The organism is Brevibacillus invocatus (assembly GCF_003710915.1).
Taxonomy (GTDB): Bacteria; Bacillota; Bacilli; order Brevibacillales; family Brevibacillaceae; genus Brevibacillus; species Brevibacillus invocatus.
Map to the genome: position 1 here is coordinate 291,944 of NZ_RHHR01000009.1, position 9,515 is coordinate 301,458.

At 47.9% G+C, this 9,515-nt stretch carries 5 protein-coding genes and 1 pseudogene; all 6 read right to left on the reverse strand.

What is annotated here, in order from left to right; all coding sequences use genetic code 11:
- Positions 1–6: 6 nt before the first annotated feature.
- Complete coding sequence (gene pelG, locus EDM52_RS05990; RefSeq protein ID WP_122908112.1) at positions 7–3,132, reverse strand: exopolysaccharide Pel transporter PelG; 3,126 nt, start codon at positions 3,130–3,132, stop codon at positions 7–9.
- Positions 3,108–4,547, reverse strand: coding sequence for a GT4 family glycosyltransferase PelF (gene pelF / locus EDM52_RS05995; RefSeq protein ID WP_122908113.1), 1,440 nt, complete (start codon positions 4,545–4,547; stop codon positions 3,108–3,110). The genes pelG and pelF overlap by 25 nt, the downstream gene beginning before the upstream one ends.
- A gap of 4 nt (positions 4,548–4,551) precedes the next feature.
- Entirely contained in the window at positions 4,552–6,399 is a 1,848-nt protein-coding gene (locus EDM52_RS06000; protein ID WP_122908114.1) for a DUF2194 domain-containing protein, read from the reverse strand.
- 1 nt (position 6,400) lies between these two features.
- The gene (locus EDM52_RS06005; RefSeq protein WP_122908115.1) at positions 6,401–7,294 is read right to left on the reverse strand and encodes a tetratricopeptide repeat protein; all 894 of its coding nucleotides are present in this window, start codon (positions 7,292–7,294) and stop codon (positions 6,401–6,403) included.
- Between the two features lie 5 nt (positions 7,295–7,299).
- Positions 7,300–8,631: a GAF domain-containing protein gene (locus EDM52_RS25630; protein WP_420866956.1), complete on the reverse strand. Its 1,332-nt coding sequence runs from the start codon at positions 8,629–8,631 to the stop codon at positions 7,300–7,302.
- A pseudogene (locus tag EDM52_RS25635) lies at positions 8,611–9,354 on the reverse strand (GDP-mannose 4,6-dehydratase); the annotation flags it as partial. The gene EDM52_RS25630 and the pseudogene EDM52_RS25635, both read right to left, overlap by 21 nt.
- Positions 9,355–9,515: the final 161 nt, after the last annotated feature.

The following is a 9,515-nucleotide window of genomic DNA, read 5'->3' on the forward strand; positions in this document are numbered from 1 at the left end:
TGGCAATTACTCCACCTCGAATTCTCTCATGCCAAAAAAGTAATCGGCATCACTATTCATATAGTAATCGAATGAATTTTGGGAGTTGCCCTTGCTATCCCTTACGACAACCTTCCAGTAGTAAGTACCGGGTGGCAGCGCTGGAATCTCCATCCGGTTCTCTTTCAAGTTGGTCCTGCTCGCAACGATTTGTGTAAACTGAGGATCTTTAGAAACTGTTGAATCATAGACGAGCTCGTCCCCCTGCAGATCGAACGAGATTTGCCATGAAAACTTCAGCAAATGATCATCCTGTTCCACTTCATCCTGAAAGAATGGCTGCGGCTTCTCCAGTTCATCCAGAAAACGCTGCATGCCTCGTTCCGGTGTATTCGCCAAGATTTGAAGTTCGTTCTTAAAATGACTGTTCAGTCCTGGCAAGTAAGCCATATCCGGATTTCTGAATAAGAAAGGCTCTACCGTTTTGGTGTAGCTGTTCAACAACTGTGTGATGTGTTCCTTGTTGATCGTCTTCGAAAGTTCCTCCATCTTTTTCTTTAGCTGTTCCACGTGCTCGGTATGGCGGAAGTAACGATTATGAAGAACTGATCCCCAATAGTTGGATATCCCGTTTTGATAAGGGTGTATACTTCCTTTTCTACGCTGCAATTCCCATCCACCGTCATAGTCCCAAGGAAGGAAATACCATTTGTCCGAATTGAGCGGTGAATACAAATAGTAGTTGTTGGCATCCGTATCCATGTTATCCATCAGGATATTCGCTGCCGTCCAGGTCAAGAAATTATTCAGGTCAAAATGCTTCTCTATGACTTTTTCAATCGGTATGCTGCGGTCATTCACATCGTTGAGCATACTAATCAGCTTGTCATGCTCTTCTCGCCCTTTGATCTCAAGAATCTCTTCAAATGCAGCTTTATTGTATGTCGGATCGTCATGTGGTTTGATGTTCTCTTCATATCGCTCAAATTCAAAAAAGGAGACCTTGTACAAATACCCGTTGGGATCAAGCATGTGAGCCTTTAAAAACTGCTTGTTTGGCTGTTCCACATGTGTGTACAAACCGTAATCCACAAAGGGGGCCTGAAGATTTCCCGTAGACAGATCCTTGACATACATATGCACAAATTGCGTTCTCAGACTTGTCATATCCGGAATCTCTTCAAACAGATCAAAGCTCAGTTTATTTCTGACTCTGGACAAGTCCAGGCTGTGCTTGTTTAAATTGAACGACCTTTGGTCGAGCCACAGACCCGCTTCGTCGTTTAATTTGATCCGATAAGATTTCTGAGAGGAATACCATGCTGTTCTTCCCCGAAGCGTGATGGTGCCGTTCGCTTTGTCTGTTCCGAAACCGAACATCCCCGTCATCGGTCCCTTTCCGCCACCCGCTCCCTCCTGCATGATCATTTCCAGCTTTCCTTCGCCCCCGTCCGGAAGTCGGTTTAATCCGTACCAGTCCAGAGGCTTATCTGCATTGGGCTTATCCGGCAAAATCGTCACGTAGAGCGTCTTCAGCGACCCGTCATCGTCTCGCTCGTAAATCCTCTTGTCTTCAATCAACCTGGATGTCGAGTCGTCAGCAAGCTGTTCGATTTCCTCGGCTTGTGCCTCTGCCTGTCCCGCTTCCTGTCCTGCGGCATTTCCGTTGTCAGCCCCTGTCGAGCAAGCGAATAGTCCGAGACTCAAGACGAGCAGTACAGAGACAAACGTTTGCTGCTTATTGAAAAATGATTTCTCCTTCGTCAGCTTCTTGGGACTGATCGGCTGCGAGCAGAAGGTGAAGTAGTCGATGTTTCTCAATACGTGCAGCAATCTAACAATCACGACGACAAGCGCGATAAAGGATGCGATAAACATGCCCAGACCATCATACTCAAGATGCATCATCCAGGCCGTGAAGCCGATATTCAACAGGACGAACAGTGCTCCTATTAGCAGGACACCTTTTCGGTCGTCAAAATACATCAGAATATGCATCAGGACGAACATGATGATAAAGAGGAAGTAAGCTAATGCCAGCAAAATAAAGACGTCAAGCTGTGCCATCGTAAAGCCGATCGTCGGAAGAAACTTGATACCCAGCGCAATCGACAGGACGGTAAAAAGCAGTTGGATCTCCATCAGAAAGCTGATTTCCCGGATGAGCGTTTTCTGCATCGATGACTTCGCCGCCCGGATGTCGGTCACAGTTCCTCCGTTTAAGATATTCAAATAGTAGATGCGAAACTTCTCATAGAAGGAGGTCTCTACCGAAACAACAAATGTAACCAGCGTAGGCATCACGCTGATAAACGCGTAAAACACGGGCAAATCATAGAAAGGCATGACCAGAAATTGATCAGCCACCCCTACACCCCTGGGGCCGAGCCAATACACAAAGTTGTGCAGATACACGCCAGAGTAAACAAAACAGCCTGCGAAAAACAGCGAGCTATACCTCCCGAAATACCGAAGAAAATCGAAGTGGAATTGGCTTTTTCCCCTAGGGAACCGCTGTTCAAAATGGTAAAAGGACAGCGCCGCGATGATGAAAAATCCCGTGTCAATTCCCAGGAGCGCCGCTGTCGTCGCCTGTAAATCCGTCAGGAGAAACAGCAGCGAGCCACTTAACTGAGCAGCGGCCACACCAATGATGAAGCTGCGAACAATGCGAATATAGTCTTTCAGTGCGGACAAATAGACGCCCTGAAGCCAGATCACGATCAATTCCATGAAAAACAGGTAAGCCGCAATCTTATAGTCCAAGCTTGCCGATACCTGACTCACGAACAGCGCAGCGATTACTCCGCCAATCGGCAGGATGAAAATCAACGCACCGTAATAGGAAGACATCAAGCGATCGTATTTCTTTTCATAGATCATGTCTGCCACATAGCGAGTGAGTACCATCGAGATGCCACTGGTAAAAATGATCGAAAAGACAAAGCAATACGATACCGTCGCGATGTACAGCTCCCACTCGATGTAGCTGCTGTTATTCGCTGACATGATACGCTGCAGTGCGATGATCAATACCATACACAGGATCATCGGGCCCACTGTCGTCAAGGAAGAGTAGGCATACGCTTTGACGTTATTGATCAGCCCTTGCTCACGAAACAGCTTTCTCAGCTCGAAGCCAATCCCTGCCATTGCGGTACACCTCCCAACGATTCGTACAGCTTACGATAGCCCGCGATGACATCCTGCTGTCGATAATGCTTTTCCACACGAATAAATGCATTTCTTCCCATCTCTTCTCGCAGCTTTTGATCCCGGCATAGCTGAATGGCTGCCTGAGCAATCTGCTCGTAGTGCATAACCGGAACGATCAAGCCCGCAGCACCTATGCCATCATCCAGTCCATAGAGCAGCTCTTTGCAGCTGCCTACATTGGTCGCGACAAAAGGCTTGGAGCTGGCCATCCCCTCCAGAATCGCCAAAGGCTGTCCTTCACTGATACTCGTAAGCATCAGCATGTCCATTTTGCCAAGGTAATCCTTTACCCGTACTGAACCGGTAAACGTAACATCAGACAGCTCCAGCGCCGCTGCCAGCTGCTGGCACTCCTCATAATACTGCTCGTCCTCTTCGTACGGCCCCATGATGTAAAATTCCGTATTCGGCACCTCACGCTTAATGACGGCAAAGCTTTGAAGCATCGTTTTGATATCCTTGATCGGCACTACGCGGACCACTGCACCAATCCGGATGATATCGTCCTGTGGAGCGACAGGCAAATCGATGTATTCGTCGGTGTGCACACCATTTGGAATAATCGTGATCTTGGACTCGTTGCAGCCGAGCTCGATCTGAATTTCCTTGTTGTGATGAAAAAGTGTGGTCACCTGATCAGCTGCCTGATAGGCGCAGGTCGAAAGCCGGTAAAAATATTGAATCCAGAGGTCCTTGAAGTAGCCTTTCACCCATTCTGCCTTGATGATCTCTTCTTCTCGCTCCCGTGTATAGATACCGTGCTCGGTCAATAGCAACGGACTGCCGTGCAAATGCTTGGCAAGAGCGCCTACCACTCCGGCATAGCCAGTAGATACGCTATGGTAGAGATCCGCCTTCGGAATATCGTTGCGAATTCCAAGAAACAAAGGGAGGATCATGGATCGGACAGTCCAGAACATTTCCGTAAACGGCACTAACGAATAATGATTGCGGCACAGCTCCTCCAGCAAATCGAAGAAATCCTTGCTGGAAAGGAAATCTGCCGCATTGCGATACTTGCTGCTACGAAGCAGTTCAAACAGCTGGTTCCAGTGTACTTCATCATCGGAGCCGAGCAATGCCTGTATATTTTTCTTTTGGTTATTCCGAATATGAAAAGTCTTGCCCCAGACGCCCTCCTCATCCAAGTATTCATCCAGGAACGTTTCTTTGACCTCGATAATATTGGGAGGGAGCGTGTATTTGAATTGCCCCCTCTGCTTGCTTTGAGCGCCGATGGCATAAATCACAAATTCATGCTCGGGCATCTGGGAGGCAAGGTTATGGATCCAGCTGGATACACCACCGGTTACATATGGGTACGAGCCTTCCGCAATTATACAAATCCTCATATGATCACCCGCCTAACCCTATTGAGAATGTGGAGCCGAACACCGTCACCAGATAGGTGTTCTCACCGATTTTTTGGACTGTACAGTTTTCCTGTTTTGCAATTTTGCGTTCTGTTCTCAATACGTAATACAACGGATCCCTGTAATTCTCCACTTGCCCCCGAATATGGTCTGCATTCTTTGTCACATGCACATGGGTATAGAGTGCCATGACCATATCCAGTCCCGCTTCTGTAGACGTAATGTCCCTCATCCAGGGATGTGTCTTGTTTAAACGTTCCAGATAATTCGAAAAGTCATCATACAGCTTTTCCCAGGACTGTTCACGCCCTCTGTGTGCGTCCAGCAAATCGTCCGGGTGAAGGAAATGGGAGAAAACGCCGATCGACGTAATGGTGTTCGCTTCAAGCCATCTGTAGTATGGTGTTTCAAAATAGCCGGATGTGACCCTCGGCATTTCGATGACACCGTCTTCCGATAGCTCATATTCCTGCACATATGCCCGGTTGTCATCATCGGTATCGTACAACGAAGCGATCACTGTCAATTCGGGCCAGGCATTTTTGACCGCTTTGCGCCCATCCTCTCTTCCCAGCACGTTGGAAGGAGGCACATAAGACATCACCTTGTAGTTGGGAAAAGCCGTTTTCACATATCGATTCACTTCCTTGATGGAAACTTCCATGTCCTCCTGGCTTTCCCACACCTTGTAGCCCAGATAATCAGCTATCTGCTTGTTTGTCTGCAAAGATTGGTGATTGTAGCCATGAATCCCGACCTCTCCGCCGCTCTTGATCACTTCACGGCCAAAGGAGATCAATTGGTGCCACTCCTCGTCGACCGGCTTGCTGAATGGAGCCTCTACCTCGTCGTTATAGGTTTGAATCACTGCTGCCGTATACTTCACGTTGTATCGGTTGGCCGCTTTCAGCATATCGGGCCACCAGATCTCCCGGAAAAAGGTCGGAACATCCACGCCGTATTCCCGGTGAATGGACGGATTGATTCCCTTCACGATCGGAGCTGGAAAATCATCGATGTAAAAGATTTTCGAATTGAATATCGGGTACATAAAATCAGGCTGCATCATGCTCACGGCCCCTGCAATCATTCCCCGGCTATTTTTTAGCCTTAGCTGATCCCCGTTGAAGACCATGAATTGGCCTTTTCCGTATTCCCGTTTCCACAGGAGGGGAATCCCTTCCAGACTTTCAGCCAGAAGGATCGCCTCACTGTCCAGCTCTACTGGATTGGAATTATTGTAGATAAAGTCTTCACCCAGCTTTAAGCCTTCCTCGCCTAGAAGCACGTTGGAGGTGAGGTGAATCCCTTTGGTCAGCTGGGGATACTCAAACTCGACAATCCCGAGCTTGCGATAGATTTGGTAAAAGCGGTCCCCAATCGCGGGTGTATGCATCAGGAAAGCTGATCCTCCATCGTAAACGAATTCTTCCAGTCCTTCCGCATGATCCTCCAGCGCATTAAGCTCATTCGTTGCGAGGAGTACGGCCGCGCACATCTCATAATTGAATATTTTCGTATTCAGGTCGACTTCTTCCGTCTGGCGCTTCATGTAGGACAGTGTGCGAGCCACGTTGTCCTTCAATGCTTCACTTAGCTGGTCATTCTTCAGGTAGCCGAGACAAAACAGTTCGTCAGTAAGAGATATATCGGGTTTTTGACTAGTCGCGGTCACCTGGGCTACCAGCGCTTCTCGTTCTGCCAATAGCTGGTCCGTATGCTTGAATTGCAGGACAAGCTGTGACCTAGCGATTTGAATGATGATAGCCAAAGCCGTAATGGAAATGAGAATGATGTATACATTCCGCTTAAATTGAACTTCCTTGCGCATCTTATGCTCCTTCCGACCAGAAACGAACGAGCGTCAATGCATGATTGGACAGACGCATTGGCGTCCTCTTTAGCCTGTCCAGCGTTTCGTATAGCTTGACTGCCGATTTCGTCGAATAGTAAACCTTCAGCAAGCATAGATAAGCATCTTCGCTGAATGGATGTTTTTCGATATAGAGCAGCCCCGTTGTTTCTGCCTCTGCGAACATACCCAGCTCAAGCTCTACATGTACTTTCTCGTGATAGGCCCATTCCGAGTTTTCCGCCAGCTCAGTCAGGCTCTCAAGCACAGCCAGATAGGTATAGCGATGCTTCAACAATGTACGCCCATCCAAAAATCCGCTGCTCATAAACCCTTTTAACACTTCGGCATATGTCCGGACCACATATTCGTCCTGCTTGTTGTTTTCATACTGTACCGACAGATCCTGCAGGGCCAGGAGCATCTTGCGCTTCACTTCCATGATCGCGCTCACCGCATAGTGGGAGGTTTCCGTATCCTCGTTGCTGACCGCCCTTTGCAAAATTTCCAAGTAGTGATTCGTATCCTGCTTCAGAACATCAATCATGACCCTGCGACGAGTCTGATGCTCACTGATCAGGAGTGCATCCTCGATCGGAATAACGCTGAGCTCCTTCTCTGTCTCCATTCGCGAATAGACCCCTATGCGGCGAACCTGATGCTCTTCCTGCTGACGGGTGACATAATCACTGAACTCCTCGTCCGCGTCTCTATGTAAGTCCTTTGGCCAAAATAGCGGGAACAGCCAGCCTACGATCGGGAATGCCGTTACCAAAATCACACGCAGCAGCCAGTCCTTTGGAGATTTTCTATATCGCAGGCCAAGCAATACGGCGGATAGAACCACATATAGCCCAAATAGGATCCCTAACATACCTACTACAGCTCCTCTTCTACTACCCTTAAGGAGATACCCTTCTCGGCAAAACGTTGCAGCACATGGTTCGCATCTTCCATGCTGGTGTTGGAAAGCAGGATGACGAGACGGTTCTCTGCATCAAGGCCCGTATAATCTGTCTCTCGCAACATGCCATCGATCAAATCTGCATGTTCTGCCAATATCATGTCCTTCTTGCTCGCTCTAAGCAGCAGATAAGGGGTTTGATGCTGTTCCTTGGCCAGCCTCTTGGTCTTGAGGATGTTTTGGAATGCTTCATAGCGCAGAAGAGAGGTTCCCGCCACATATCGCTGATTTTCGGTAGCTTCGATGTAGGCAAAAGCCTTGGAGAGAGCTGACGATACCAGATCGGTCGTTATTTTAAGCAAGTTTTGGTGATAGAGCGAAAACTTTTCAAAGGACAGGCCGTCGATCGCTACTACTGCCGCAATCTGATCGTGATAGTAGATCGGAGCGCACATGAGCGGAGCACCGTCGGACAGGTCTTTATTGATAAAGACCTTGCCATCCCGCAAAACGGTGGTAATGAATTCATGCTGCTCCACCTTCAGCGATTTCGGCGCCTGTGTATCATTCTTGCTGGAATGCGCCACTAAGCGAAGAAAAGTTCGACTGCGGTTGACCGTGTAGATGGAGACGTTCGGCACGCTCATAATCGATCTGACGACATTTACCGTGGCATTGAAGACATGCTCAGGTTCAAGGCTCTCCAGCTCTTTGGTAATGGAGTAAATTTTCCCATAGCTGTCGCCCGATTTCAGGATGCGAAGCTGCAGTTCATCCTTTACTTCACGCACTTCGTTGTAGACACCATTCAAAAATTCATATCTGCCTTCCAGCTCCTGAATTTTTTGCTCCTGGTTCTGGATTTGCGCATTCTTGCGATCAATAGAATAGCCAACAACGAGCCCAATAAACAGATAGATCGCGATCTGGAAGAAGAAATCGGTATCATACAATAGTGAAATAAGTTCACGTCCATCCAATATCTTCTGATAGATGTACAGCCCGATGGACAAGACGACAGCGAGGACGGATTGGCGATTGCCGTACAGATTACCCATGATGGTGATATAAAACAATTTCACATCAATTGCGCCGTACGCCCCGTACTGTTGACTGAGCGTCAGCCATGCTGTAAGAGCGAACGCCAGGAGATTTTCGGCATAGGGCATCAGCCGTTTGAAAAGATGCAGCGATGTAGTCGTAAAAGCAGAAGGCTCGACTGCGATCGAGGCAGCCGCTTCTTTTTTCGTCATCTCCTGTTCGAAGTAGGTATATGTACGTTGAATCCCTTCCTCGACTGTATACATGGGGGTCCAATCCAGATCCCGCTTTATCTTGGTGTTATCCAGCACGGATCGCTCGATATCTCCTGGTCGCTTGTCTACGTAAACGACTTGCTCTTGTTTCAGATCCCGTACGTGATACATGGATTCTACGAGTGTATTGACGCTTGTTTCGATTCCAGTCGACAGATTATAAACGCCCGTCAGCTGAGCATAGGAAGAGCGGTAAATGGCATCAGCTACGTCCTCCACATAAATGAAATCCCGTGTCTGGCTGCCATCTCCGTGAATGTGGAGTGGTTGTCCAGTCAATACGCGGTTCATAAAGATGGAGACAACTCCGCCTTCTCCCAGTGCGTCCTGTCTTGGACCATACACATTGGAAAAACGGAATCCCTGTGTCTGCAATCCGTACAATTCCTTCCACTTGGAACAGTACGATTCCCCGACCCATTTGCTTATCCCATATGGAGAAATGGGAGAGCAGGAAGCATTCTCAGCAATAGGCAGCTCTGTCTTTACACCATATACAGCTGCAGACGACGCATAAATAAACTTAGCTATGTTGTATTTCTTGGACAGACTCAACATATGGACCAATCCAAGTACATTGGATTCGGAGTCTTGCATCGGGTTTGCAATTGATGTGATGACGCTAACCTGAGCAGCCATGTGGATCACCACGTCGATTTTATTGGCACGAAAAACCTCTTCGCATTTCGCGTCCTCCACCGACAGAATATATCCTTTATGCTTGAAATCACTAGCGTTGCATAAAAAATGCGTTTGTGATTTGTCGAAGTATTCTGAATGAAATCTTCAGCTTCCCAACCAAAAACGACAGCAACCAAGCAAAAGGTAGCTCTATCCATTTGGTAGTTTTATACATTTATTGCATTAGTGACAAC

Excerpts from the sequence above, each read along its gene's own strand:
- EDM52_RS06005 (WP_122908115.1), bottom strand. The coding sequence starts at position 7,294 with ATGTTAGGGATCCTATTTGGGCTATATGTGGTTCTATCCGCCGTATTG.
- pelG (WP_122908112.1), bottom strand. The coding sequence starts at position 3,132 with ATGGCAGGGATTGGCTTCGAGCTGAGAAAGCTGTTTCGTGAGCAAGGG.
- EDM52_RS25630 (WP_420866956.1), bottom strand. The coding sequence starts at position 8,631 with ATGTATACAGTCGAGGAAGGGATTCAACGTACATATACCTACTTCGAA.
- EDM52_RS06000 (WP_122908114.1), bottom strand. The coding sequence starts at position 6,399 with ATGCGCAAGGAAGTTCAATTTAAGCGGAATGTATACATCATTCTCATT.
- pelF (WP_122908113.1), bottom strand. The coding sequence starts at position 4,547 with ATGAGGATTTGTATAATTGCGGAAGGCTCGTACCCATATGTAACCGGT.